Below are 23,797 nucleotides of genomic sequence, written 5' to 3'. Positions count from 1 at the left end.
AATGGAGGAACGGCGGTGAACAGCGGTCGCCGCAACCGGAATGCGGTGCGGCGCGGCCCGTTGCGGGCGGCGTGGACGGGATGGCGGAAGGAGACCGTGCGCGGCTAGAGCCGCGCGTCCGCCCTCCCCTTCCCGGTGGACGGCCGGGGCGCCCCGGACACGGGCCATTCGACCTGGCCCCGGCGGGTGACCCGGCTGGGCGGATAGGCCTCGCGCAGGACGTCGGCGACGACGGTGTTGGCGAAATCCGGCGACGCTTCCGGATGGGCGCGGCGGACGACCTCCAGCGCCGTCTCACAGGCGCTCCACTCATCCGCCCCGGCCTCGCGGCTGGAGCGGTAGGCGGCGAGCACGCGCAGGCTGATCGACGAGGCGGATCGGCTCATGCAGTTGGTCCTTTCCCTGTCAGGCCCCGTTGCCGGGACGAGCGATGCCGGGCCTCGCCGCGCCGCCCCGACCGCCGGGTCCGGGCTCGCCGCGTGGCTCGATGGTGAGGTCCACGGGTCGGCAACCGGCGAGGGGGCGGTCTTGTTCCGCGGCTGGGACGAATTTCGCACCGGGGCGGCCAGAAAAAATTTCCGCCCGCGATGTCGGGGTGAGCCATCGGCCTACGTCCTTGGCTCAGAACCGGCGTCGTTCGGCCGGTCCGGCTTCACCCAGGAGACCTCATCATGCAAGGCCAGTCCGCTTCCCAGGCGATCAAGCCGTACCTGTTCTTCGACGGGCGCTGCGACGAGGCGCTCGAATTCTACACCCGCACCCTCGGCGCCAAGGTCGAGCAGCTGTTCCGCTTCAAGGATGCCCCACCGCCGCCACCCGATGCGCAGCCGCCGGAAGGCTGCGGCCCGATGACGCCCGACATGGCCGAGAAGGTGATGCATGCCTGCTTCACCATCGGCGGCGCCGCGGTGATGGCGTCGGACGGCATGTGCCAGGGCAAGCCGGAGTTCAAGGGCATCTCCCTGGCCCTCGATCTCCCGACCGACGCCGCGGCGGAGAAGGCTTTCGCGGCCTTGTCCGAGGGCGGCCAGGTGCAGATGCCGATGGGCCCGACCTTCTTCGCCTCGCGCTTCGGCATGGTCGCGGACCGCTTCGGCGTGTCCTGGATGGTCACCTCCCCGGCCCCTGCCCGGGCCTGACGGGACGGTACGACCGGACGGCGGGCGGCAGCGTTGCGGTCATCGATCGTTGACGCCCGCGCCGGCCCGGTCTAGTCCGGGCCGCGGCTGGGACGCCCGTCCCGCCCGCGGCTCCGGTTGCCTCCATGCGGCTCCGGGCCAGTTCTTTCCCGACCAGAACCGCTTGGAGTTCCCATGAGCCAGGAATCGAATGGCGATCCCGGCCTGCTGCTGTTCACCTCCCTCTGCATCGGCCTGCGCGACTGGGCGCAGACCGGCTCGGGCCCCGGTCCGCGGCAGCGGCTGAACTGGAAGCACGCGACCGACCTGCTGCGCCAGGGCCTGGACGCCGAGGCCGAGGCCGAGATGCGGCGCGCCGACCCGCTGACACCGGCCGAGGAAGACGAGGCCCGCCGCTTCGACCTCCGCGCCTTCGACAAGGCGTTGGTGGCGGCGAATGACGAGCGCGGCTGGATCGACTAGCCGTTTTCGGCGCACCCGCTAGACTGCCTCCCAACGGAGGCAGATCGGGAGGGGACGCCATGGTCAGCGCACCGAGCTATGTCAGCGGCACCGCCGACGCGCCGCTGCTGGGCGAGACCATCGGCCAGGCGCTGGACCGCGCCGCCGCGCGCTGGCCCGACCGGCCGGCGCTGATCGACCGGGCCCAGGGCCTGCGCTGGAGCTGGCGCGACCTCGCCGGCCACGCCGACGCCTTCGCCGCCGGCCTGCTGGCGCTGGGCCTCTCGCCCGGCGACCGCATCGGCATCTGGTCGCTGAACCGCGCGGAATGGGCGCTGACCCAGTTCGCCGCCGCCAAGGCCGGGCTGATCCTGGTCACGGTCAACCCGGCCTACCGGCTGGCCGAGCTGGAATACGCGCTGAACCTGGTCGGCTGCGCCGCCCTGGTCACCGCCACCGCGTTCAAGACCAGCGACTATCTCGGCATGCTGAACACCCTGGCGCCGGAGCTGGCGACGGCCGAGCCCGGGCGGCTTCATGCGGCGAAGCTGCCAGCGCTGCGCGCCGTGATCCAGATCGGCGGCGCCTCGCCCGGCACCGTCCCGTTCGACAGCGTCGCCGGCCTGGGCGGTGCTGCGGAGCGGGAGCGGCTGGCGGCGTTGTCCGGTGCGCTGCAATTCGACGACCCGGCCAACATCCAGTTCACCAGCGGCACCACCGGGTCGCCCAAGGGCGTGACGCTGACCCATCACAACATCCTGAACAACGGCCTGTTCGTCGGCCGCGGCCAGGCGCTGGGCGAGCAGGACCGGATCTGCATCCCGGTGCCGCTGTACCATTGCTTCGGCATGGTGATGGGCAACCTGGCCGCCGTCACCCACGGCGCCGCCATGGTCTATCCGGGCGAGGGCTTCGACCCGCTGGCGACGCTGGCCACGGTGGCGGAGGAGCGCTGCACCGCCCTCTACGGCGTGCCGACCATGTTCATCGCCATGCTCGACCACCCGCGCTTCGCCGAGTTCGGCCTCGGCAGCCTGCGCACCGGCATCATGGCCGGCTCCCCCTGCCCGATCGAGGTGATGAAGCGGGTGGCCAGCCAGATGAACATCGGCGAGATCACCATCTGCTACGGCATGACCGAGACCAGCCCGGTCAGCTTCCAGAGCGCGGTCGACGACCCGCTGGAGCGGCGGGTGTCGACCGTCGGCCGGATCCACCCGCATCTCGAGGTCAAGATCGTCGATCCTGAGGGCCGGATCGTGCCGCGCGGCGAGCGCGGCGAGCTGTGCACCCGCGGCTATTCGGTGATGCGGGGATACTGGGACCAGCCGGACAGGACGGCCGAGGTGGTCGATGCCGCCGGCTGGATGCATTCCGGCGACCTGGCGGTGCTGGACGCCGAGGGGTTCTGCAACATCGTCGGCCGGATCAAGGACTTGGTGATCCGCGGCGGCGAGAACGTGTATCCGCGCGAGGTCGAGGAATACCTGTACCGCCACCCGAAGATCCAGGACGTGCAGGTGTTCGGCGTGCCGGACCCGAAATACGGCGAGGAGCTGTGCGCCTGGATCCGCATCCGCGAGGGCGAGGCGCTGACGGCCGAGGAGGTGCGCGGCTTCTGCGACGGCCAGATCGCGCATCAGAAGATCCCGCGCTACATCCGCTTCGTCGACGCCTTCCCGATGACCGTGACCGGCAAGATCCAGAAGTTCCGCATGCGCGAGGCGATGGAGGAGGAGCTGGGCATCAGGGCGGTGGAGACGGCGTGAGGCGGGGCCGGTTCTCCCCCTCACCCTCCCATTCGCCAACGCGAATGGGCCCCTCCCTCTCCCCAAGGAGAGGGAAAAAACCACCTCTCCCCCGGGGAGAGGTCGAAACCGCGCAGCGGTTTCGGGTGAGGGGGTGGCTCCGGCCCCTCCAACCTGACGCCCCTACCCCGCCCGCGGCACCCGGCCCTCGATCGGGTAGGCCGGGTCGTTGTAGCCGGGGCTCGACGGGTGGCCGGTGACGACCAGCCGGTTCACCAGCGCCTCGTCCTCCGCCGTGAAGGCGTAGTCCAGCGCTCCCACATAATCCGCCCATTGCGCCTCGGTCCGCGGCCCGGCGATCGGCGCGGTGACGATGCGGTTGTTCAGGAGCCAGGCCACCGCGAACTGGCCCGGGGTGATGCCGCGGCCGCGCGCATGCTCGGCCAGCTCGGCGGCGATCGCCAGGCTCTCCGGCCGCCACTCGGTCTCCAGGATGCGCTTGTCCTGGCGGCCGGCGCGGGTGTCCCCGCCGGGCGTCGAGCCGGGCTTGTACTTGCCGGTCAGCACGCCGCGGGCCAGCGGGCTGTACGGCACCACGCCGAGCCCGAAATAGGTGCAGGCGGCCAGGTGCTCGGTCTCCGGCATCCGGTTCAGGAGATTGTAGTAGGGCTGGCTGACCACCGGCCGCTCGATCCCCGCCTGGTCGCACAGCCGGCAGATCTCCGCCACCCGCCAGGACCGGTAGTTCGACACGCCGAAATAGCGGATCTTGCCGTGGCGGATCAGGTCGGCCAGCGCCGACACCGTCTCCTGCAGCGGCGTCGCCGGATCCTCCTTGTGCAGGTAGAGGATGTCGATCGCGTCGGTGCCCAGCCGGCGCAGGCTGGCGTCGACCGCCTCGAAGGCGCGGCGGCGCGACAGGCCGCGGTCGTTCGGGCCGTCGCCGGTCGGGTTGGCCAGCTTGGTCGCCAGCACCCACCAGGAGCGGTGCGTCGCGATCGCCCGGCCGACGATCTCCTCCGACCGGCCCTCGGTGTAGACGTCGGCGGTGTCGATGAAGTTGATCCCCGCCTCCCGCGCCTGGTCGGTGATGCGGGTTGCGGTCGGCTCGTCGGTCGGGCCGCCGAACATCATGGTGCCGAGGCACAGCGGCGACACCTTCAGCCCGCTGCGCCCGAGGTTGCGGTAGTCCATCGGCCTTCTCCTGTCTGCAAGAGCCTTCTGCCCGTCCCGTTCCGTCATTGCGAGGAGGCGAAGCCGACGAAGCAATCCAGGGGCCGGCGCGCACCGGCCCCTGGATTGCTTCGCTGCGCTCGCAATGACGGCGTAGAACTCTGGAAACCCGATCATCGCCCGAAACCGCGTCCCGGCGCTGCCCGTCGATCGCAGGGCAGCCGTGCCGCAGGGCCGCAGCCGATCGGCCGGCGGACAGGCTATCCTGACTCGGCCAAACACGGGAGGAGCGCGAACGGGCGGCATGCCGCCGAACAGGAGACGACAGCGCTGAGCCCCTCCCTGATCCGTGCCGCCATCGCCGTGTCGCCGCGCGGCCTCAGCCTCGGCGAGGGCCTGCGTGCCGCCGCCTCCTGCGCCGTGGTGGTCGCCGTCGCCGGGCTGCTGCAGGCGCCGATCCTGGCCTGGGCGGCGATCGCCGCCTTCTGGACCTGCCTGGCCGATCCCGGCGGGCCGAACGCGGACCGGCTGCGCGCGCTTTCCGGCTTCGCCCTCTTGTCCACCGCATTCGTCATCGCCGGCGCCGCGGCCGCGTCGCAGGGCTGGGGCTGGGCCGCGGCCGCCGTGTTCCCCTGCGCCCTGATCGGCGCCATGGCCGGGGCCTATGGCGCGCCAGCGCGGCAGATCGGCACGCTGGCCACCGTGGTCTGCGTCACCGCCGCCGACCATCCCACCGCCTCCCCCGCCGGCCTGGCCGAGTTCGCCGCCGTCCATCTGGCCGGCTGCCTGTGGGCCATGCTGCTGGCCCTGTCGATCTGGCGCATCCATCCGTTCCGGCCGGCGCGCAGCACCCTGGCGGCGACCTATCGCGGCCTGGCCGCCATGGCCGCGGGCCTGGCCCGTCTCGAGCCCGGATCGGCGCCGCTGGCCTGGGCCCGGCACGCCCAGCGCTACCGCCCGGCGGTCCGCGCCGCGATCGAGAGCGCGCGGGCGGCGCTGGGCCGGGCGATGCGCGGCCGCGGCCTGGGCGACTACGCCGAGCGGCTGCTGGTGGCGCTGGACATCGCCGAGCGGATCTTCGGCCAGCTGATCGCCCTGTCGGACCTGCGCCAGCATGCCGGCCCGGCCGGGGACCGGCGGCGGCTGGAGGAGCGCCAGGCCCTGCGCCGGCTGGCGCTGACCCTGTACCGCCGCGCCCGCTCCTTCGACACCGGTCCCGGCGAGATCGCCGGGCCGCAGCGGTCGCTGGACCGGCTGGCCCTGCTGGCGGGGCGGATGGAGGGGCCGGTCGCGGCCGGGCTGGCCCGGATCGTCGAGGAGATCCGCGCCACCGGCAGCGCCCGCCCAGCCCCGGGATGGGATCAGGCGGCCGCCGCCTCCCGCGGCATCGCGGCCCGGCTGGCGCCGCTGCGGGCGCATCTGAACCCGCGGTCGGAGATCCTGCGCCACGCCCTGCGCGCCGCCGTCGCCACCACCGCGGCGGTGCTGCTGAGCCATGCGCTGGGCTTCGCCTATTCCTACTGGATGGCGATCGCGACCGTGCTGGTGCTGCAGCCCTCGGTGGCGACCACCTGGCCGCGGGCGCTGGAGCGGGCGGTCGGCAGCGTGCTGGGCGGCGTGCTGGCGGCGCTGCTGGGCCTGGTGCTGCACACGCCCCTGGCCATCACCGCCGCGGTGTTCCCGCTGGCGGTCGCGACCATGGCCGTGCGCTCGGTCAATTACGGCCTGTTCGTCTTCTTCCTGACCCCGCTGTTCGTGCTGGTGGTCGAGCTGTCGCAGCCGGGCGCGAGCGAATGGGCCCTGGCCGGGACGCGGGCGCTGAACAATGTGCTGGGCAGCGTCATCGGCCTGCTCGGCGGCCTGCTGCTGTGGCCGAGCCGCGAGGGCCGGCAGCTGCGCCCGGCCCTCGCGGCAGCGATCGAGGCCAATGGCCGCTACGCCGCCCTGGCCTTCGCGCCCGGCCGCGACGAGGCGGCGGTCGAGGCGGCGCGGCGGGCCGCCGGCCTGGCCAGCGGCAATGCCGAGGCGGTGCATGGCCGCACCCTGCTGGAGGCGTGGTGGCAGCGCGACGCGCTGGACGCGGCGCTGAGCATCGCCGTCCTGGCGCGCCAGCTGGCCGGCGCCGCCACCGCCGCCTGGCTGCACCGGCCGGAGGCCGGGGACGGCGATGCGGAATTCGGACGCTGGGTCGGCGCCGAGACCGCCGCTTTGGCGGGAGCGCTGCGCCAGGGCACCGCCCTGCCCGCCGCCCTGCCGCCGCCGGACGGCGCGGCCGAAGTCCCGGAGCGGTCACGCCTGCTGCAGGAAATCCTGCTGCTGCGCGCCGCGGCGGAGCATCTGGTGCCGGGGTAGTGGGGCGTGGCCTTCGCCGACGAAGTCTGAGAAGGGCGGGAAGCGGACGATCTCCGCTGGTGCCGCACTCGACTAGCCCACCCTTCTTGAGCATGATCGGGTGTCAGACCGGGGGAAACACAATGCCAAAATTGCCAGGGTTGCTGCTGTGCTTTCTTGCATTGTCATCGCAAGCTGCTGCAGAAGATCATACTTTTGCGGATGTGTGGAGTAGCCTGCCAGCAAAGTGGAAAAAATCAGAGAATTGGGAGTGTCTGCAGAGATCTGCATATTTTGTTCATAATAGCACCGGACTGCCTGTTGGCCGATCAGCCGACTACAAAAGGACCGGCGAATATTATTTGCAGACCATCATCAATTTAAGAGAAAAAGGCATCTCGTTCCAAACATTCGGGGGCTCGGATTCAATTGGAGGCTATGAGGCGATAACAAGCGTCTCGTATGCCAGAGAGAAAAACTATATTTATGCGATTACTGATACTGGGCAGGGTCACGTAGGGATGTGGACTGTCGACTTGTCAACAGGCCTCGCAGTCCACCTCTTTGTCGAACCATATGGCGAGACCACGCTATTCTATTACCAATGTACCCCAAGCCCATAAAGAATGGGATCCGTCGAAGCCTGCAAAGGGTCGAGTGCCGTCTCAACCTGGCGTCCCGATCGAGCGCCAAGGCCACAGAACACTGCGCAGAGCAGGCGGCCGAGATCGACATGCGCAGCAAGCGGATGACCGAGCGGCAGCAGGAGAGGGCGTCGCCGGAGTCGCCGGTCGAGTTCGGCCTGATCCAGTCGCGCCTGTCCCGGTCGATCCGGCTGTCGGCCGCGATGGCCGAGCGGATCCGCGTCGACTATCTGATGCGGCGGGGCGAGCGCGAGGCGTCGGGCGAGCAGCAGCGCCGGCGCCAACGCCGGGAGCAGGCCGTCGAGGCCGTCGTCAAGGCGACCGCGACCCCCGCGGATGGCGAGGGCGCCGAGCATCTGCGCCTGGTGGTGCGGGAGACGCTGGTCGAGGACGAGATCCTGGACGTGCAGCTCGACACGCTGTCGGAGGAGGCGTTCGTGCAGGCGGTGTGCCGCAAGCTCGGCCGCCCGCCGCCCTCGATCCCGCTGCCGCAGGGCCGGGCCGATGAGACGACGACCGTCGATGCCGCAATCGAGGCCGCCGAAGCTGTGCCTGCCGAGGATTGGCCCCGTCCGATGGACGAGCCCGCTGCGGGCTTGCCCATGCCGGCGCCGTCGAAACCGGACAGCAGCTAGCCGCCCCGGGCTTCTTCACATCGTCATTGCGAGGAGGCGAAGCCGACGAAGCAATCCATCGTCCCGCACGAGTTGCTGCATGGATTGCTTCGCTGCGCTCGCAATGACGGTGTGGGTTGAAGAGAAGCGGCCCCAAGAGGTCAGAACTGCTCCTTTTGCCTCTCCCGCTTGCGGGAGAGGCCGGAGGCGCTCGGCACCTCCGGGTGAGGGGGTTTTGTCGAGGTCGAGGCCCGCCCTCACCCGCCACGCGGGACCTTTTCACAACACCTGCACCCTCGCCGTCATTGCGAGGAGGCGAAGCCGACGAATCCATCCAGGGGTGGGCGGGATACTCAAAGTCAAGGGAGAGCGGCGCTGACGGCCGCTGTGGGTAAGCTGCCAGCCTACGCCTGACTCTTGAAGGTCGCTGCGGCAGGCAGCTTACCCACAGCTCCATTGAGCAAGGCTGAATCTGCTGGTCATAGCGGCTGACCATGCATTGAGAGCGGCTTCTTCAGCCTCCGAAACGATCAACGAATTAATGAACATCCACAGCAATGACGGTGTTGGGAACTCTGGAAAGGTCTCGTAAGCGGGAGAGGCAAAAGGAATAGGCCGTGACTCTCGCCAACCCACCAGTATCCCTATCTGTAGCCCGGATCCCGGTACACTTCCTGGCCGCCGACATAGGTCGCCAGCGCCTTCATGTCCTGGATCCTCTCGACCGGGACGGTCAGGAAGTCGTCGGTCAGGATGACGAAATCGGCCAGCTTGCCGGGCTCGATCGAGCCGCGATGGTCGTCCTCGCCGATCAGCCTGGCGAAATTGATGGTGTCGAGCCGCAGCAGCAGGGTCCGCGAGGCGATCTTCTGGTCGGCGCCGTAGACGCCGTCGGAAATCGTGTCGCGGCTGGCGAAATGATACAGCTCCCAGAAGGGATTGAACGGGATCACCGGCGAATCCGTGCCGCCCGCCACCAGCAGGCCGGCGTCGAGGAAGGTCTTCACCGGCGTCACCTCGTCGGCGATGTCCTCGCCCCAGTACCGCTTCAGTACCGGGGCGGCCAGGTAGAGATGGTCCTGGGCCGAGACCATCAGCTTCATCGCCTGCATCCGCTTCACCAGGTCGGGCCGCACGACGAAGGCATGCTCGATGGCCCAGCGCTTGCCGGCGATGGGCGTGTCGGCATCGGCCTTCTCATAGGCGGTCAGCACCTCGTCCACCGCCGCGTCGCCCACCGCATGGGTGGTGGGGCGCCAGCCCTGGCGGTTGATCTCCCTCACCACCGCCTCATAGGCGGAGGGCGGGGACACGGTCAGGCCGGCATAGGTGCCGCCCTTGCCGTAGGGCTCCTGATACGGCCGGGACAGGTGGCCGCCCTCGAAGCCGCCATCGACGATCAGCTTGATGCCGCCGATGCGGACGAAATCGTCGCCCTCGTCCTGTTTGACGCCCCATCGGGCGATGGCGTCGTCGACCTGCTGCGGCGTGCGGAAGCCGAAGCCCGGCATGTAGACGGTGTAGCGCAGCGTCAGGGCGTGGTCCGTTGCCGCCTGGCGCCACAGCCGCAGCGCCTCCAGCATGTCGCCCTTGTAGGAGCCGGGGATGCGCACGGCGGTGATGCCGTAGGCGTTCAAGGCCCGCTGGGTGGCGACGATGTCGTCCATCGCCAGCGGCTTCGGCGCCGGCAGCGGCACCAGCGCCTTGGCGGTGTCGAAGATCTCGCCGGTCAGGGCGCCGTCCTTGTCGCGGCTGATCTGCCCGCCGGCCGGCACCGGCGTGTCGGGGGTGATGTTGAACCGCTTCAGCGCCCCGGCACTGAGGATGATCGAGTGGCCGCCGCGCACCAGCACCACCGGGTTGTTCGGCGCCGCCTCGTCGAGCTCGGCCGCCGTCGGCAGGCGCTGCTCCTTCAGCTGGGCCTCATGCCAGTCGGAGTTGGAGACCAGCAGTGTGCCCGGCTGCGCCGCGGCGGCGCCGTTGGCGACGATGGTCAGCAGCTCCTGCAGGCTGCGCGCATGCGACAGGTCGATGCCGCCGCCCCCACCCTCATTGTGGAAATGGCCGTCGGCCAGGCCGGGGCTGACGAAACGGCCGTGGAGGTCGACCACCCGGGTGCCTTGCCCGGCATGGCGGCGGACCTCGTCGTCGCTGCCGACCGCCAGGAACCGGCCGCCCGACACCGCGAAGGCCTGGACCACCGAGTCGCCGGCATCGGCCGTATAGACCTTACCGTTGAGGTAGACCGTGTCCGCCATCTCGGCGGCCCGCGCCGCCAGGGGCAGCGCGACCGCAAGGCAGAAGGCCGTTGCGAGGAGTCTCAGGCGCACGGCAATTCCCCCCGGCGATTTGTTTTAGGCTTAAACCATTCGCCCGTTGCCGCACCCTGTCAAGCCCGCTCCGGCACCCGGCCGTGCCCGGGCGCCGGCCGGGAAGGCCCGCCTTGTCCGATGTCACGCCGCCGCGTCGGCCTTGTCCGTGTCCAGGAAGGCGTCCAGCGCGGCGATGTCCCGCTTCTCTCCCGCCATGTCGGCGGCCAGGCGCTCATACAGCCCGGCCATGCCCTCGTAGATCAGCCGGGCCGGGTCGTCGGGGCCAAGGAAGTCGGCGATCTCGCGCATCTCCGCCACCCAGCGATAGGCCTTGGCGTACATGTCCGGCAGGCCCTTGCCGAACCGGGCCAGCAGCTGCGGCTGGCTGGCCGCCAGCTCGGCGTGCAGCGCCGGCCCGGCGCCGTTCCGCTCCGCCCCCAGGATCATGGCGGCGGCCAGGCCGGTCAGGCCCTTGGTGATGCCGGCATAGCTCATCTTCAGGGCCGAGGCGGCGCCGACCGGCCCGTCCAGCACCTGGAGGCGCAGGCCGAGGTCGCGCAGCACGCCGAGCCGCGCCGCGTCCGGCCCGGCCAGGTACAGCACCGGCCCGGATCCGCCGGGCACGGGCGGGCCGCCGATGATGCCGCCATCGGCGAAGCCGGCGCCGGTCGGCGCGACGATGGTGGCGACCGCCTGCACCGTCGCGACATTGACGGCGTTGCAGTCGACATAGACCGGCTTGCGCGGCGCGGCGCGCAGGGCCGGCGCCAGCCGCCCGGCCAGGCCCAGCGCCTCGGCCGGGGGCACGATCGACAGGATGATGTCGGCGGCGGCGACCGCGGCCTCGTCGGCCGCCTGCATGCCTGCGGCCCTGGCGCGGGCGACGGTGGCGGCGCTGCGGCCGTCGAGCAGGGTCGGAACGGCGGCGCCATGCTCGGCCAGGCGCCGGGCGACGCCGCTGCCCATCGCCCCGGGGGCGATGACGGCGATGGTCGGTTGCATCGGATGTCCTTTCGCTCCGCCGGCGGCCGCCCCTTCCGGGCCCCGGCCGGGGGATCATGGCGCGATCCGGCGAGGACGGGAAGCCGGGCAAGTAGCTGTGGGTCGTGGCCTTTCGCCTCTATTAAATTCCGCTTAGATCGCAATTGCCAAGATGGATAGGAAACTTCGCCTTGAAGGCAAAGAGAACGGCCTGCACACACTCGTAGATGTCGAGATTGATTGTCCCGGCCGCGACCTCTCTACCGCCATGCTCGTCATCCCAACGAGAGACGTCGAATGCAGCTTCACCCCAGATAGCGGCGGGTCGGTCCATATCGTCGCCCGCCTGAAATGGGATCAGATGCGTCGCATCGGTTTTGACGTGCTTAGTCCCATTGCAAACTGCACGAACCAGATCGAAGGCGAGAGGCTCGGCTGTCCGGATCGCCGTCTCAATACTTGTCTCGCCCGCTTTCTTGAGGTGATCCTTAACATGGAATGCCGCGATGCAAGCGAGATAGGCGTGCCGTCGTGATCGGCGCATGCTTTTGAATTCAATGATAGTCGGCACTACGATTTCGTCGACATACTCGGCGGGCGTCATAGGCTTAGATCGCCCGCCGGAACCGCAGCACCCGGCTGCGGTTCAGCGCCAGCCGGGCGGTGTCGCCGTCGAAGGCCAGGCCGATGCGCAGCGGCCAGGCGCCCTCGCGCCCCTCGGCCAGCAGCCGGCCGCCGCCCAGCGGCAGCAGCGGCGCCGACATCCGGACCGGGCCGGCGCCGATCACCAGCCGCTCGCCGGCGATGGTGACGCCGGCATGGAACTCCGGGCAGCGCCATTCGCCCTGCACCCGGTCCAGCACGCCGTCCGGCGCGACCGGGCGGAAGCGGCGCGCGGCATGGCCGATCTCGCCCTCCACCACCGCGCCCGTCCAGCGCAGCCGCATCGGGAAATGGGCGGAGAGCGAGACCGACCAGCCATCCTCGCCGGGATACAGCGTCTCGCCGGTGCCGAGGAAGCTGGCGACGCCGTCCTTCAGCTCCAGCCACTCCGGCCCCTGCTCCGCGACATACAGCCCGTCCGGGATCGAGGTGCCGCGCTGCGGCAGGTCCTCGCCCAGCAGCGCCGCCATCAGTGTCAGCGCCGTGCCGTGCGAGACCGTGTCCTCGCGGTTCGAGACCACGGCGGCGCCGACGCCCTGCTCCGGATCCAGCAGGAAGTGGGTCTTGTAGCCGAGCAGCGAGCCGCCATGCCCGACCAGCCGGCGCGCGCCGAGCCGTGTCCAGGCGAGGCCGAGGCCATAGCCGGTCGGCCGGCCGTCGGCGAGGGGACGGGGGGCGCCGAGCCGGGCCAGCACGCCCTGCCCCGGGCCGCGATCGGACAGCACCGCCTGCTGCCAGCGCACCAGGTCGTGCAGGCTGCCGGTGAGGCAGCCCGAGGCCGAGAGGTGCCGGCCGGAGGTGGCGAGCTGCCAGGCGCCGGTGCCGTCCTTCCAGTAGCCGGGGGCGAGGCCGCGGATCGGGTCGACCCAGGTCTCCGGCACCCGGAAGCCGATGCCGAGCGGCCCGGCGATGCGGTCGCGCACCAGATCGGCGAAGGCGGTGCCGCGCCGCAGCAGCGCCGCGTCGAGCAGCCGGTAGCCGGTGTTGGAATAGGAGATCTCGTGCCCCGACGGGAAGTTGAGGCCGGTCAGGCGGTACAGGACCTCCAGGCTCTCCTCCCGCCCCACCGCCGCACCCTGCGGCACGCCGAGCAGCGACAGGGTCTCGCCGAGATCCGGCAGGCCGCCGGTCATGTCGAGCGCCCTTCCGGCGGTGACCGCCGCCAGGTCGCCGCGCAGGGAGGGCAGCAGCCCGCCGAGCGGGTCGTCCAGGCCGATGCCGCCATGGCTGAGGGCCAGCGCCGCGAAGACGTGCTTGGTGACCGAGGCGTAGCGCACCACCGTGTCGCCGGAGAAGGCGCTGCCGCCGGCCAGGCTGTCGACGCCGCCGCAGGCCTCGACCCGCAGCTCGCGCGCGTCGAACACGGCGACGCCGCCGCCGGGTTCGCCCGGCCCCCACGCCGCGGCGATCCCGGCCGCCGCCTCCGCCGCCGCCGACCAGCGCAGCTCTCCACCCGTCATCGCATCGCCTCCCGTCTCGCCGGATTCGGCCGCGGCCGTCCGATCACACTCCCTTATAGGCAGGATCACCGGATTTGGCTTCCGCGATCGGCGATCCGTTCCTACGCTCGGCGACGAGTCGCGGAGATCGCGCGGCGGAGTGGGAGGATCGAGGTGCCGGAAGCCGATCGCGAGGCGCTGTACCGCAAGGTGAGCCTGCGCCTGATCCCCTTCATGATCCTGCTGTACCTGGTCAGCTTCCTCGACCGGGTGAATGTCGGCTTCGCCGCCCTGACCATGAACGCCGACCTGGGCATCACGCCCTATGTCTTCGGCTGGGGCGCCGGGACCTTCTTCTTCGGCTACTTCCTGTTCGAGGTGCCGAGCAACGTGATCCTGGAGAAGGTCGGGGCGCGGCTGTGGATCTGCCGGATCATGGTGACCTGGGGGCTGATCTCGGCCGCCATGGCCTTCGTCCAGGGGATCTGGGGCTACACCATCCTGCGCTTCCTCCTGGGCGCTGCCGAGGCCGGGTTCCTGCCGGGCATGATCCTGTACCTGACCTACTGGTTCCCGGCGGCGCGGCGGGCCCGCTTCGTCGCCCTGTTCATGGCCGCGGTGCCGCTGGCAAGCGCCGTCGGCGCCCCGGTCTCCGGCCTGATCCTCGACAGCACCCATCTCTGGTTCGGCCTCAAGGGCTGGCAGTGGCTGTTCATCATCGAGGGGCTGCCGGCCTGCCTGCTGGGCCTGCTGGTGCTGGCCTGGCTGCCGGACGGGCCTGCCAAGGCGCCCTGGCTCGACGACACCGAACGCGCCGCGATCGCCGCCGACCTGGCCCGCGACCGCGCCGCCGCGGCGCATCCGCCGCTGCACGCGCTGTGGCCGGCCCTGGCCGACATCCGCGTGATCCTGCTGGGCCTGGTCTATTTCGGCATCGTCATCGGGCTCTACGGCATCGGCCTGTGGCTGCCGCAGATCGTCAAGGGCATGGGCTTCACCACGCTGCAGACCGGCTGGATCATCGCCCTGCCCTATCTGGTCAGCGCCGGCGCCATGCTGGTCTGGGGCCGCCACAGCGACCAGACCGGCGAACGCGTGCTGCATGTCGCCCTGCCGGCGCTGGTCAGCGCCATCGGCTTCGCCGGCAGCATCGCCGCCTCATCGAACATCCTGTCGCTGGTGTTCCTCGGCGTCGCCGCGATCGGCATCTACGCCACGCTCGGGCCGTTCTGGACGATGCCGCCGGTGTTCCTGGGCGGCACCGCGGCGGCCGGCGGCATCGCCCTGATCAACTCGATCGGCAATCTCGGCGGCTTCGTCGGGCCCTATGCGGTCGGCTGGATCAAGGAATCGACCGGCAGCTTCACCGCCGGCATGGCCCTGCTGGCCGCCAGCCTGGCCGCCGCCGCGGCGATCGCCCTCGTCGTCGGCCGATATCTCCGCGGCGCCCCGGCGCCGTCATGGACGGGCAAGGCATAGTGCCCGCCCCGGTCAAGGAGCCTCCCCGTGCCCTCTCCCTCTCCGCAGATCCGCCTCTGGGGCCGGGTCAATTCGGTCAATGTGCAGAAGGTGCTCTGGTGCTGCCAGGAGCTCGACCTGGCCTATGAGCGGATCGACGCCGGCATGCAGTTCGGCGTGAACACCGCGCCCGAATACCTGGCGAAGAACCCGAACGGCAAGGTGCCGCTGCTGATGGACGGCGACTACGTGCTGTGGGAGTCCAACGCCATCATCCGCTACCTGGCCCAGCAATATGGCGCGGGCGGAACCCTGTATCCGCCGGACCCGAGGATCCGCGGCGGGGTCGACCGCTGGCTGGACTGGAGCCTGTCGACCCTGCAGCCGGCCGAGCGGCCGGTGTTCTGGGGCCTCGTCCGCACCCCGCCGGCGGAGCGCGACGGGACGGCGATCCAGGAAGCGGTCGACGCCGTGGCGGCGCTGTGGGGCATTGTCGACCGCCACCTGGCCGGCCGGCGCTTCCTGGAGGGCGAGGTCTTCACCCTGGCCGACATCGTGCTGGGCGCCTATGCCCGGCGCTGGTTCGGGGTCGAGGGCGTGGCCAAGCCGGAGCTGCCGCAGCTGGAGCGCTGGCACGCCCGGCTGGCGGAGCGCGAGGGCTATCGCCGCTTCGTCGCGCCGCCGCTGAGCTGAGCGGAGCGCCGGCCATTCCGCTGCGCCCCGTTTCGGCCTAAGCTCCGGTGTCCCTCACCGCCGCCGACGATGCCGAACCGAGACCGCCTCCGCCCCGCCCGCCTGCTGATGCTGATGGCCGGGCTGCTCTGGGCGGCGGCGGCCCACTCAGCGGCGGCGGCGTCGATGACGTTCAAGCGCCAGGGACCGGCGCAGGACTGCGCCACCTGCTTCTGGATCCTGGCCGAGGGTGAGATCGACCGCAGCACCCCGGGACGGTTCGAGGCCTTCCTGGCGCGCACCCCGGATCCGCCGCGGCTGGTTCGGCTCAACTCCCATGGCGGGCTGATCGTCTACGGCACGCGGCTGGGACAGATGTTCCGCGAGGGCGGGTTCGACACCGTGGTCGGGCGGGTCAAGATCCGTCACGTCGACGGCCGGGCCGAGACCCAGTTCTCCAACTGCTTCTCCGCCTGCACCCTGGCCTTTCTCGGCGGCGTCCGGCGCCGCGTGGACGGCGGCGACTTCGGCATCCATCGCCCGGCGGTGGACCAGGCCCGGGTCGGCCGGGCCGTCGATGCCGAGGAGATCCGGCAGGCGATGCGGCTGTCGGGCTATCTCATCGCCGCCTATGTGGCGCAGATGGGGGTCGATCCCGAGTTCATCACCCGCAGCTTCGCGGGGCCGGACATCCGCCTGCTGGACCATGACGACCTGGTCCGGCTGAAGGTCGTGACCGATAGACCGGGCAAGCCGGGCTGAACCGCCGGCTTGCGGTTTCCCGGCATGGCCGGTATCCAGGTATCGTATTTCAAGACTGGCATTGTTCCGGGCCGAGATGAACGCCGCCGACCACATCGACTACCTCAAATCCATCAACCAGACCTTCCACGAGCAGATCAAGATCGCCGACCAGAAGGCGGCCTATATCTTCACCTTCCTGATCGCGCTGGTGGCCTGGTCGCCGGAGATGCGGTCGGTCTTCACCTGGACCCGAAGCGTTCCTTTCCCCTCGGCGAAATGGATCCTGTGCCTGGTGCTGGTGGCGGCATTGGCCGCCGGGCTGGTCTGCGTGGCGCTGGTGCTGCTGCCGCGCAAGCGCAACGGCGGCGCCTGCCTGTACTGGGCGGCCTGGCCGCAGGCCGGCGAGCGGCTGGAACATGCCGCCCGCCGCACGGAGCCCGGCTTCATCGCCGCGGAATACACCGCCAATGCCCGCAACCTGGCAGCGATCTGCCAGGCCAAGTACCGCTATGTCGCTTACGCGTTCCGGTGCCTCGCCGTGGTCATCCTCTGCTATGTGCTGCTGATGGCGGTGGGTTAGAGGTACTTCCCCTCCATGATCGCCAGCGTGTAGTCGCGATAGCTCATGCCGAGTTCCTCGGCCCGGGCCAGGCGGCGCAGGGCGATCTCGCGCGGCGGCGTCTTCCAGGCGGCGGCATGCGCCTTCTTCCAGCAGAAGTGCCGCCAGGACGGCGCGGAATCCGGATGCTCCTCCTCCAGCGGCGGGCCGCCGTTGTGGCCGAGGCCGAAGAGGAGCTGCGATGGAATTGAATCTCTCATATCCGGGATCATATCTCTCACAGGAGAGAAAGCCACTCCCTTCCACGTCATGGCGGGCCCCGAAGGGGCGTGGCCATCCGGGCCGCTCGCACCGGCCCTGGATGGCCACGTCGCTGCGCTCCTCGCCATGACGGCAGGGCGACGGGCGCCGGACTTAATCTTGCATCGCGATTGACAGGAACCGGCCGGCTCGTATCCTGAGAGGAACAACACGATAGTCTTCTTGCCCGCGGGGCAAGAGCGGCAATGAAGCCCCATCCGCAAGCCGGCGACGGCAGGCGATGGGGTTTTGTGCGTTCAGGGGGCTTTTTTGCGTTCACAGGGGCAGGACGTGCGGGCGAGCTACGCGATCGGTCTTCTCTATTCGACCACCGGGCCCTACGGCGCCATCGGGCGGGACGCGCTGGACGGCGCGCTGATGGCGCTGGAGGAGGTCAACGCCGATGAGGGATTCGGCTTCACCCTCTCCCCCGTCACGGCCAACCCCGAGGGGGTGATCGACCGCTATCACGCGCTGTGCGAGGCGGCGATCCGCGAGGGCGGCTGCCGCCAGATCGTCGGCACCATCACCTCGCTGTCGCGCAAGGAGGTGCTGCCGACGATCGAGAAGCACGACGCGCTGCTCTGGTACATCTGCCCCTATGAGGGCTTCGAGAGCAGCGAGGCCGTGATCTACACCGGCGCCGCCCCGAACCAGCACATCGTGCCGCTGTTCCAGCATGTGCTGCCGCGCTGGGGCACCCGCGCCGTCCTGCTGGGCTCGAACTACATCTGGGGCTGGGAGGTCAACCGCGTGGCGCGCGAGCTGATCGGCGCCTGCGGCGGCGAGGTGCTGGCCGAGCGCTACCTGCCGATCGGCAGCGAGGATGTCGGAAGGCTGGTGCAGGAGGTGCGGGAGAAGCGGCCCGACTTCATCCTGAACAACCTGATCGGCCCGTCCAGCTACGCCTTCTTCCGGGCCTATCAGGCGCTGGCGGAAAGCGACCCGACCTTCGGCCCGGACCGCTGCCCGATCGTCAGCTGCAACCTGACCGAATGCGAGTTGGGGCTGATCGGCCCGGCCGGCATCGGCCATCTCAGCAGCGCGATCTATTTCGGGGGTGTCGACACCGCCGAGAACCGCAGCTTCCGCGACCGGGCGCGGGCGCGCTTCGGTGCCGGCCGGCGCAACTCGGCCTTCCTCGCCGGGGGCTATGCCGCGGTGCGGATGCTGGCCGAGGCGATCCGCGAGGCCGGCACCGACGCGCCGGAGGCGCTGCGGCCGGTGCTGCACGCCCGCCGCTTCGCCACGCCGCTGGGGCCGCTCGGCATCGACCCACGCACCAACCACGCGGCGCTGACGCCCTGCCTGGGCCGGATCGGCGCCGATGGCGGCTTCGAGATCCTGGACCGCGCCGCGGCGCCGGTGGCGCCGGACCCGTATCTGGTCGAGTTCGACGCCGCGGCCCTGGCCCGGCGGGTGCTCAAGCCCGGCGCGGCGCCGCGGCTGAAGCGGGTGAAGTGAGCATGCGCCGCGTCCCCACCCCCAATTTCCGCGGCCGCAGCGCCGTGGTGCTGCATCGGCCCCACCTCGCCACCGATGCGGTGCTGCGCCAGCTTGAGCGGCTGGGCATCGCCGCCCGCCCGGCCTGGCCGGCGCTGGCCGATTCCGACCTGGCCGCCGACTTCGTGCTGTTCGACGCCGATACCGCGCATGACGGCCAGTTCCCTTGGGCCGCCGGCGCACCGCCGATGCCCCTGGTCGCCCTGATCGGGTCGGAGGCGCCAGGGCGGCTGGACTGGGTTCTGGCCCAGGGCGCCACCGGCCATCTGCTGAAGCCGGTCGCCTCCGGCGGCGTGTTCAGCGCCCTGGTGATCGCCGAGCACGGTTTCGCCGAGCGCCGCGACCGCGAGGCCCGGATCGCCGACCTGGAGACCCGGCTGCGGCTGCGCCCCGTGGTGGTGCGCGCCATCCTGACGCTGATGGCGCAGCGGGGGCTGAGCGAGGCCGACGCCTTCCGCGAGATCCGCAGCGCCGCGATGCAGCGCCGCCGCAGCATCGAGGAGCATTGCCTCGACCTCGCCGCCGGCCCGACCGACCCGGCCGCCGGCCGGCGCGGGGGCTGAGCCGTGGCGATCCTGAAGCAGCTGCTGCGCCGCAAGCTGGCCCTGTTCGGGCTGGTCGTGATCCTGGTGGTGGTGGCCGCGGCGCTGCTCGCCCCCTGGATCGTGCCCTTCTCGCCCGACGAGCAGCTGTTCGACGGGCTGACGCTGGAAGGCGCGCCCCTGCCCCCGGACGGCCGGTTCTGGATGGGCACCGACCTGCTGGGCCGGGACATGTTCTCGCGCCTGGTCTACGGCGCCCAGACCTCGCTGATCATCGGCGTGGTCGCCAATGGCGCGGCGGTGCTGATCGGCACCTTCTTCGGCGTCGTCGCCGGCTTCGTCGGCGGCTGGCTGGGGGCGGCGATGATGCGCTTCACCGACCTGATGATGGCCTTCCCGGCGCTGCTGCTGGCGATCGTGCTGGCCGCGATCTTCAAGCCGTCGCTGTGGATCGTGGCCCTGGTCATCGCCATGGTGAACTGGGTGCAGATCGCCCGCATCATCTACACCGAGACCCGGTCGATCGCGGAGCGCGACTTCATCGAGGCGGAATGGGGCCTCGGCGCCTCCCGCGGCCGCATCCTGCTGCGCCATGTGCTGCCGCATCTGCTGTCCACCACCATCGTCTGGGGCACGCTGGGCATCGCCACCACGGTGCTGCTGGAGGCGACCTTGTCCTTCCTCGGCATCGGCGTGCAGCCGCCGACGCCGAGCTGGGGCAACATCATCTTCGAGAACCAGACCTACTTCTCGACCGCGCCCTGGCTGGTATTCATCCCCGGTGCCGCCATCATCCTGCTGGCCCTGGCCTTCAACCTGGTCGGCGACGCGCTGCGCGACATCCTGGACCCGACGCAGAAGGGCCGGCACTGATGGGCGCCTATCTGCTCCGCCGCCTGGTCCAGGCCGTGCTGATCCTGCTGGGCGTCAGCCTGGTGACCTTCATCCTGCTGTACCTGCTGCCGGCCGATCCGGCGCGGCAGATCGCCGGGCGCAGCGCGACGCCGGAGGTGGTGGCCAACATCCGCGCCCAGCTCGGCCTCGACCTGCCGTTCCACGAGCAGTATCTGCGCTATCTCGGTGCCCTGCTGCAGGGCGATCTCGGCCGCTCCTACCTGCAGCGGACCGAGGTGGCGACGCTGATCATGAGCCGGCTGCCGGCCAGCCTGCTGCTGATGGTCGGCGCCATCGTCTGCGAGCTGGCGCTGGGCCTGACCATGGGCGTGATCGCGGCGCTGCGGCGCAACACCGCCGCCGACCATGCGCTGATGCTGACCTCCTTCATCGGCGTCTCGGCGCCGCAATTCGTGGTCGGCATGCTGCTGCTGTATGTCTTCGGCTGGCAGCTGGCCTGGTTCCCGCTCAGCGGCTACGGCACCTTCGCGCATCTTGTCCTGCCCTCGCTGACGCTCGGGCTGCTGGGCGCCGGCTGGTACTCGCGGATGATGCGGTCGGCGATGCTGGACGTGCTGCGCCAGGACTACATGCGCACCGCCCGGGCCAAGGGCTTAGGCGCCTGGCGCGTGGTGCTGGCGCATGCCCTGCCCAATGCCCTGCTGCCGATCATCGCCATGATCGGCATCGATATCGGCCTGTTCATGAGCGGCATCGTCGTCGTCGAATCCGTGTTCGGCTGGCCCGGCATCGGCCAGCTGACCTGGCAGGCGATCCAGCGCATCGACATCCCGATCATCATGGGCGTGACGCTGGTCTCGGCCGTCGCCATCGTGCTGGGCAACCTGCTGGCCGACCTGATCGCCCCGTTCATCGACCCGAGGATCAAGCTGCGGTGACGGACAACCGCACCGAACAAGAGGAGATTTCATGCTGAAGTCGTTGCTGCTCGCCGGTGCCGCCGCCCTCACTTTGGCCCTCGCGTCGCCCGCGATGGCCCAGGACATCAAGCCGGGCGGCACCATGACCGTCACCTACAAGGACGACGTGTCGACCCTCGACCCCGCCATCGGCTATGACTGGCAGAACTGGTCGATGATCAAGAGCCTGTTCGACGGGCTGATGGACTACAAGCCCGGCACCACCGAGCTGGTGCCGGACCTGGCCGAGAGCTTCGAGGTCTCGGCCGACGGCCTGACCTACACCTTCAAGCTGCGGCACGGGGTCAAGTTCCACAACGGCCGCGAGCTGAAGGCCGCCGACGTCAAATACTCGCTGGACCGCGTGGTGCAGCCAGAGACGCAGAGCCCCGGCGCCGGCTTCTTCGACTCGATCCAGGGCTTCGAGGACGTCTCCAAGGGCAAGGCCAAGGAGCTGAGCGGCATCGAGACGCCGGACGACTACACCGTCGTCTTCCGCCTGACCCGGCCGGACGCACCCTTCCTGCACAAGATGGCGCTGAACTTCTCTCATGTTGTCCCGAAGGAAGAGGTCGAGAAATACGGTGCTGACTTCGGCAAGCACCCGGTCGGCACCGGCGCCTTCAAGATGACCGAATGGACGCTGGGCCAGCGCATCGTGTTCGAGCGCAACCCCGACTATTTCCACAAGGGACTGCCGCATCTCGACAAGATCGTGTTCGAGGTGGGCCAGGAGCCGGTGGTCGCCCTGCTGCGGCTGCAGCGCGGCGAGGTCGACATCGCCGGCGACGGCATCCCGCCGGCCAAGTTCCTCGAGGTCACCCAGGACCCGGCCTATAAGGGCCTGATCATCCAGGGCAGCCAGCTGCACACCGGCTACATCACCATGAACGTCAAGGCCAAGCCCTTCGACGACGTGCGGGTGCGCCAGGCGGTCAACATGGCGATCAACAAGGACCGCATCATCCGCATCATCAACGGCCGCGCCAAGCCGGCGAACCAGCCGCTGCCACCGTCGATGCCGGGCTATGCCGCCGACTACAAGGGCTATGCCTATGATGTCGAGGGCGCCAAGAAGCTGATGGCCGAAGCCGGCCAGGGCAGCGGCTTCACCACCGACCTCTACGTCGCCAACACCGACCCGCAGCCGCGCATCGCCCAGGCGATCCAGCAGGACCTGGCCCAGATCGGCATCAAGGCCGAGATCAAGGCCCTCGCCCAGGCCAACGTCATCGCCGCCGGCGGCGACGAGAAGCAGTCGACCATGATCTGGTCGGGCGGCATGGCCTGGATCGCCGACTTCCCGGACCCGTCGAACTTCTACGGCCCGATCCTGGGCTGCGGCGGCGCGGTGCCCGGCGGCTGGAACTGGTCCTGGTACTGCAACGAGGATCTCGACAAGCGCGCGGCCGAGGCGGATGCGATCGCCGACCCGGCCAAGACGGCGGAGCGCGAGGCCAAGTGGCGGGACATCTTCCTCGACGTCATGAAGGACGCGCCCTGGGCGCCGGTGTTCAACGAGCAGCGCTACACCATCCGCTCCGAACGGATGGGCGGCGACGACGCCCTGTTCGTCGACCCGGTCCACATCCCGGTCAACTACGACAACGTGTACACCAAAGATGCCCAGTAATCCCCATCACCACCACCACACCATCCATGGCGCGCACCACCATTTCGGCTGGAATCGTGACTTCCCGCCGGCGGCCACGGTCGCGCCGGGGACGACGCTGGAGTTCGACTGCCTGGACAGCTCGGCCGGGCAGTTGACTCCCTCCAGCACGGTCGCGGATGTGGCGACGCTCGATTTCGGCAAGGTCAACCCGGTCACCGGGCCGATCCTGGTCGACGGGGCCGAGCCGGGCGACGCGCTGAAGATCACGCTCGACCAGTATGCGCCCTCGGGCTTCGGCTGGACCGCCAACATCCCCGGCTTCGGCCTGCTGGCGGACCAGTTCAAGGACCCGGCGCTGCATGTCTGGCGCTATGAGGCCGATACGTTGGCGCCGGCCCTGTTCTCGACCCTGGCGAAGGTGCCGCTGAAGCCCTTCGCAGGGACCATCGGGGTGGCGCCGGCCGAGCCCGGGCTGCATTCGGTGGTGCCGCCGCGGCGGGTCGGCGGCAATCTCGACATCCGCGACCTGGCGGCCGGGGCGACGCTGTGGCTGCCGGTCGAGGTGGCGGGGGCGCTGTTCTCGATCGGCGACACCCATGCGGCGCAGGGCGACGGCGAGGTCTGCGGCACCGCCATCGAGAGCCCGATGAAGGTGACGCTGAAGCTGGACCTGGTGAAGGGCGCCAACCTCCGGATGCCGCGCTTCTCGACGCCCGGCCCGGTGACGCGCCATCTCGACGCCAGGGGCTATGAGGTGACGACCGGGGTCGGCCCCGATCTGATGGAGGGGGCGCGCATCGCCGTCGCCGAGATGGTCGAGCTCCTGTGCCGCACCCGCGGCATGGCCGCGGTCGACGCCTACATGCTGTGCTCGGTCTGCGGCGACCTGCGCATCAGCGAGATCGTCGACCAGCCGAACTGGGTGGTGTCGTTCTACTTCCCGCGTGTCGTGTTCGAGTGATGCGACGCTCTTCCCTTTCCGCCCACTCCCTAATGAGTCCCCCCTCCCCTCGCGGGAGGGGGKTAGGGGGAGGGGGTTCGAGCCGATAGAGCCGGCTTGAGGTTTACGGATGGTCGAAAGCCGCTCGGCAGAAGTCCCGTGCCC

General features: G+C 70.1%; 22 protein-coding genes. 15 read left to right on the top strand and 7 right to left on the bottom strand.

Annotation, left to right across the window (positions count from 1 at the left end; translation table 11 throughout):
- Positions 1-104 precede the first annotated feature (104 nt).
- Entirely contained in the window at positions 105-386 is a 282-nt protein-coding gene (locus BWR60_RS18255; protein WP_088152454.1) for a hypothetical protein, read from the bottom strand.
- Positions 387-671: 285 nt separating this feature from the next.
- On the opposite strand from BWR60_RS18255, the gene BWR60_RS18250 reads away from it, so the two are divergent.
- From BWR60_RS18250 to BWR60_RS18240, 3 genes are all read left to right on the top strand, one after another.
- Complete coding sequence (locus BWR60_RS18250; protein WP_088152453.1) at positions 672-1,139, top strand: VOC family protein; 468 nt, start codon at positions 672-674, stop codon at positions 1,137-1,139.
- Between the two features lie 174 nt (positions 1,140-1,313).
- Positions 1,314-1,601, top strand: a complete 288-nt coding sequence (locus BWR60_RS18245) for a hypothetical protein (RefSeq protein WP_034835312.1) — start codon at positions 1,314-1,316, stop codon at positions 1,599-1,601.
- A gap of 59 nt (positions 1,602-1,660) precedes the next feature.
- On the top strand, positions 1,661-3,349 hold the full coding sequence (locus BWR60_RS18240) for an AMP-binding protein (RefSeq protein WP_088152452.1): 1,689 nt from the start codon (positions 1,661-1,663) through the stop codon (positions 3,347-3,349).
- 162 nt (positions 3,350-3,511) lie between these two features.
- On the opposite strand, the gene BWR60_RS18235 is transcribed toward BWR60_RS18240, so the two are convergent.
- Positions 3,512-4,522 carry an aldo/keto reductase gene (locus tag BWR60_RS18235; protein WP_088152490.1) on the bottom strand — a complete coding sequence of 337 codons (1,011 nt, stop codon included), beginning with the start codon at positions 4,520-4,522 and terminating at the stop codon, positions 3,512-3,514.
- A 342-nt stretch (positions 4,523-4,864) separates the two neighbouring features.
- On the opposite strand from BWR60_RS18235, the gene BWR60_RS18230 reads away from it, so the two are divergent.
- Positions 4,865-6,853, top strand: coding sequence for an FUSC family protein (locus BWR60_RS18230; protein WP_144445661.1), 1,989 nt, complete (start codon positions 4,865-4,867; stop codon positions 6,851-6,853).
- Between the two features lie 712 nt (positions 6,854-7,565).
- Complete coding sequence (locus tag BWR60_RS18225) at positions 7,566-8,111, top strand: hypothetical protein (protein WP_088152450.1); 546 nt, start codon at positions 7,566-7,568, stop codon at positions 8,109-8,111.
- A gap of 623 nt (positions 8,112-8,734) precedes the next feature.
- On the opposite strand, the gene BWR60_RS18220 is transcribed toward BWR60_RS18225, so the two are convergent.
- The 4 genes from BWR60_RS18220 to BWR60_RS18210 all read right to left on the bottom strand — a co-directional run bounded on the left by BWR60_RS18220 (position 8,735) and on the right by BWR60_RS18210 (position 13,506).
- Positions 8,735-10,420, bottom strand: coding sequence for an amidohydrolase (locus tag BWR60_RS18220; RefSeq protein ID WP_218823570.1), 1,686 nt, complete (start codon positions 10,418-10,420; stop codon positions 8,735-8,737).
- A 123-nt stretch (positions 10,421-10,543) separates the two neighbouring features.
- Entirely contained in the window at positions 10,544-11,404 is an 861-nt protein-coding gene (locus BWR60_RS18215) for a DUF1932 domain-containing protein (RefSeq protein WP_088152449.1), read from the bottom strand.
- A gap of 121 nt (positions 11,405-11,525) precedes the next feature.
- Positions 11,526-11,987, bottom strand: coding sequence for a hypothetical protein (locus BWR60_RS36410; RefSeq protein ID WP_144445660.1), 462 nt, complete (start codon positions 11,985-11,987; stop codon positions 11,526-11,528).
- A 4-nt stretch (positions 11,988-11,991) separates the two neighbouring features.
- Positions 11,992-13,506, bottom strand: a complete 1,515-nt coding sequence (locus BWR60_RS18210) for a serine hydrolase domain-containing protein (protein ID WP_088152448.1) — start codon at positions 13,504-13,506, stop codon at positions 11,992-11,994.
- Positions 13,507-13,659: 153 nt separating this feature from the next.
- Here BWR60_RS18210 and BWR60_RS18205 point away from each other — a divergent pair, with 153 nt between their 5' ends.
- From BWR60_RS18205 to BWR60_RS18190, 4 genes are all read left to right on the top strand, one after another.
- Positions 13,660-14,964: an MFS transporter gene (locus tag BWR60_RS18205; protein ID WP_230983093.1), complete on the top strand. Its 1,305-nt coding sequence runs from the start codon at positions 13,660-13,662 to the stop codon at positions 14,962-14,964.
- A 27-nt stretch (positions 14,965-14,991) separates the two neighbouring features.
- Positions 14,992-15,636 carry a glutathione S-transferase family protein gene (locus BWR60_RS18200; RefSeq protein WP_088152447.1) on the top strand — a complete coding sequence of 215 codons (645 nt, stop codon included), beginning with the start codon at positions 14,992-14,994 and terminating at the stop codon, positions 15,634-15,636.
- Positions 15,637-15,705: 69 nt separating this feature from the next.
- Positions 15,706-16,377 carry a hypothetical protein gene (locus tag BWR60_RS18195; RefSeq protein WP_144445659.1) on the top strand — a complete coding sequence of 224 codons (672 nt, stop codon included), beginning with the start codon at positions 15,706-15,708 and terminating at the stop codon, positions 16,375-16,377.
- 76 nt (positions 16,378-16,453) lie between these two features.
- Positions 16,454-16,939 (top strand): Pycsar system effector family protein, encoded by a 486-nt coding sequence (locus tag BWR60_RS18190; protein WP_144445658.1) that lies wholly within the window; start codon positions 16,454-16,456, stop codon positions 16,937-16,939.
- Here BWR60_RS18190 and BWR60_RS18185 read toward each other — a convergent pair.
- Positions 16,936-17,178: a hypothetical protein gene (locus BWR60_RS18185; protein WP_088152444.1), complete on the bottom strand. Its 243-nt coding sequence runs from the start codon at positions 17,176-17,178 to the stop codon at positions 16,936-16,938. The genes BWR60_RS18190 and BWR60_RS18185 overlap by 4 nt on opposite strands.
- Before the next feature lie 331 nt (positions 17,179-17,509).
- On the opposite strand from BWR60_RS18185, the gene BWR60_RS18180 reads away from it, so the two are divergent.
- Genes BWR60_RS18180 through BWR60_RS18155 form a run of 6 tightly spaced genes read left to right on the top strand, consistent with a single transcriptional unit; the run spans position 17,510 to position 23,653 of the window.
- Complete coding sequence (locus BWR60_RS18180; protein WP_088152443.1) at positions 17,510-18,682, top strand: transporter substrate-binding domain-containing protein; 1,173 nt, start codon at positions 17,510-17,512, stop codon at positions 18,680-18,682.
- A 2-nt stretch (positions 18,683-18,684) separates the two neighbouring features.
- The gene (locus BWR60_RS18175; protein ID WP_088152442.1) at positions 18,685-19,284 is read left to right on the top strand and encodes an ANTAR domain-containing response regulator; all 600 of its coding nucleotides are present in this window, start codon (positions 18,685-18,687) and stop codon (positions 19,282-19,284) included.
- A 3-nt stretch (positions 19,285-19,287) separates the two neighbouring features.
- Positions 19,288-20,136, top strand: coding sequence for an ABC transporter permease (locus tag BWR60_RS18170; protein ID WP_179221827.1), 849 nt, complete (start codon positions 19,288-19,290; stop codon positions 20,134-20,136).
- Positions 20,136-21,056: an ABC transporter permease gene (locus BWR60_RS18165; protein ID WP_088152441.1), complete on the top strand. Its 921-nt coding sequence runs from the start codon at positions 20,136-20,138 to the stop codon at positions 21,054-21,056. The genes BWR60_RS18170 and BWR60_RS18165 overlap by 1 nt, the downstream gene beginning before the upstream one ends.
- A 31-nt stretch (positions 21,057-21,087) precedes the next feature.
- Complete coding sequence (locus BWR60_RS18160) at positions 21,088-22,710, top strand: ABC transporter substrate-binding protein (RefSeq protein WP_230983092.1); 1,623 nt, start codon at positions 21,088-21,090, stop codon at positions 22,708-22,710.
- Positions 22,700-23,653, top strand: a complete 954-nt coding sequence (locus tag BWR60_RS18155; RefSeq protein WP_088152440.1) for an acetamidase/formamidase family protein — start codon at positions 22,700-22,702, stop codon at positions 23,651-23,653. The genes BWR60_RS18160 and BWR60_RS18155 overlap by 11 nt, the downstream gene beginning before the upstream one ends.
- Positions 23,654-23,797 lie beyond the last annotated feature (144 nt).

Origin of the sequence: Inquilinus limosus, from assembly GCF_002195995.1 — a bacterium.
Taxonomy (GTDB): Bacteria; Pseudomonadota; Alphaproteobacteria; order DSM-16000; family Inquilinaceae; genus Inquilinus; species Inquilinus limosus_C.
The sequence above is the reverse complement of the archived record's forward strand: the minus strand, read 5'-3'. Positions and strand labels throughout refer to the sequence as shown.

What these genes read in the sequence shown, in the direction of transcription:
- BWR60_RS18195 (WP_144445659.1), top strand. Translation starts at nt 15,706, where the DNA reads ATGCCGAACCGAGACCGCCTCCGCCCCGCCCGCCTGCTGATGCTGATG.
- BWR60_RS18155 (WP_088152440.1), top strand. Translation starts at nt 22,700, where the DNA reads ATGCCCAGTAATCCCCATCACCACCACCACACCATCCATGGCGCGCAC.
- BWR60_RS18240 (WP_088152452.1), top strand. Translation starts at nt 1,661, where the DNA reads ATGGTCAGCGCACCGAGCTATGTCAGCGGCACCGCCGACGCGCCGCTG.
- BWR60_RS36410 (WP_144445660.1), bottom strand. Translation starts at nt 11,987, where the DNA reads ATGACGCCCGCCGAGTATGTCGACGAAATCGTAGTGCCGACTATCATT.
- BWR60_RS18185 (WP_088152444.1), bottom strand. Translation starts at nt 17,178, where the DNA reads ATGAGAGATTCAATTCCATCGCAGCTCCTCTTCGGCCTCGGCCACAAC.
- BWR60_RS18165 (WP_088152441.1), top strand. Translation starts at nt 20,136, where the DNA reads ATGGGCGCCTATCTGCTCCGCCGCCTGGTCCAGGCCGTGCTGATCCTG.
- BWR60_RS18250 (WP_088152453.1), top strand. Translation starts at nt 672, where the DNA reads ATGCAAGGCCAGTCCGCTTCCCAGGCGATCAAGCCGTACCTGTTCTTC.
- BWR60_RS18160 (WP_230983092.1), top strand. Translation starts at nt 21,088, where the DNA reads ATGCTGAAGTCGTTGCTGCTCGCCGGTGCCGCCGCCCTCACTTTGGCC.
- BWR60_RS18190 (WP_144445658.1), top strand. Translation starts at nt 16,454, where the DNA reads ATGAACGCCGCCGACCACATCGACTACCTCAAATCCATCAACCAGACC.
- BWR60_RS18210 (WP_088152448.1), bottom strand. Translation starts at nt 13,506, where the DNA reads ATGACGGGTGGAGAGCTGCGCTGGTCGGCGGCGGCGGAGGCGGCGGCC.
- BWR60_RS18245 (WP_034835312.1), top strand. Translation starts at nt 1,314, where the DNA reads ATGAGCCAGGAATCGAATGGCGATCCCGGCCTGCTGCTGTTCACCTCC.
- BWR60_RS18255 (WP_088152454.1), bottom strand. Translation starts at nt 386, where the DNA reads ATGAGCCGATCCGCCTCGTCGATCAGCCTGCGCGTGCTCGCCGCCTAC.
- BWR60_RS18235 (WP_088152490.1), bottom strand. Translation starts at nt 4,522, where the DNA reads ATGGACTACCGCAACCTCGGGCGCAGCGGGCTGAAGGTGTCGCCGCTG.
- BWR60_RS18175 (WP_088152442.1), top strand. Translation starts at nt 18,685, where the DNA reads ATGCGCCGCGTCCCCACCCCCAATTTCCGCGGCCGCAGCGCCGTGGTG.
- BWR60_RS18225 (WP_088152450.1), top strand. Translation starts at nt 7,566, where the DNA reads ATGCGCAGCAAGCGGATGACCGAGCGGCAGCAGGAGAGGGCGTCGCCG.
- BWR60_RS18215 (WP_088152449.1), bottom strand. Translation starts at nt 11,404, where the DNA reads ATGCAACCGACCATCGCCGTCATCGCCCCCGGGGCGATGGGCAGCGGC.